Source organism: Bowmanella dokdonensis, from assembly GCF_017254865.1.
Taxonomy (GTDB): Bacteria; Pseudomonadota; Gammaproteobacteria; order Enterobacterales; family Alteromonadaceae; genus Bowmanella; species Bowmanella dokdonensis.
Window position 1 is genome coordinate 1 of the sequence record NZ_JAFKCV010000316.1, and the last position, 301, is coordinate 301.

A 301-nucleotide genomic window follows, 5' to 3' on the forward strand; every position below is an offset into this window, starting at 1 on the left:
GTGATGTTACACATATTCATAGTGTGAATACCAAAAGATGTAAAGTTGATAACGATAGTCCCACATACTTGTGGCACTGCCGCCTTGGTCACATTGGTGTAAAGCGCATGAAGAAACTCCATGCAGATGGACTTTTGGAGTCTCTTGATTACGAATCATTTGACACGTGCGAACCATGCCTCATGGGCAAGATGACTAAGACTCCGTTCTCCGGAACAATGGAGCGAGCAACCAACTTATTGGAAATCATACATACTGATGTGTGCGGTCCAATGAGCGTTGAGGCTCGCGGAGGATATCG

General features: G+C 45.5%; 1 protein-coding gene. It reads left to right on the forward strand.

The genetic code is table 11. From position 1 onward, the window contains the following. Positions 1-107: 107 nt before the first annotated feature. On the forward strand, positions 108-301 hold a 194-nt coding region (locus tag J0A66_RS24015), incomplete at its 3' end, for a GAG-pre-integrase domain-containing protein (RefSeq protein WP_500676675.1).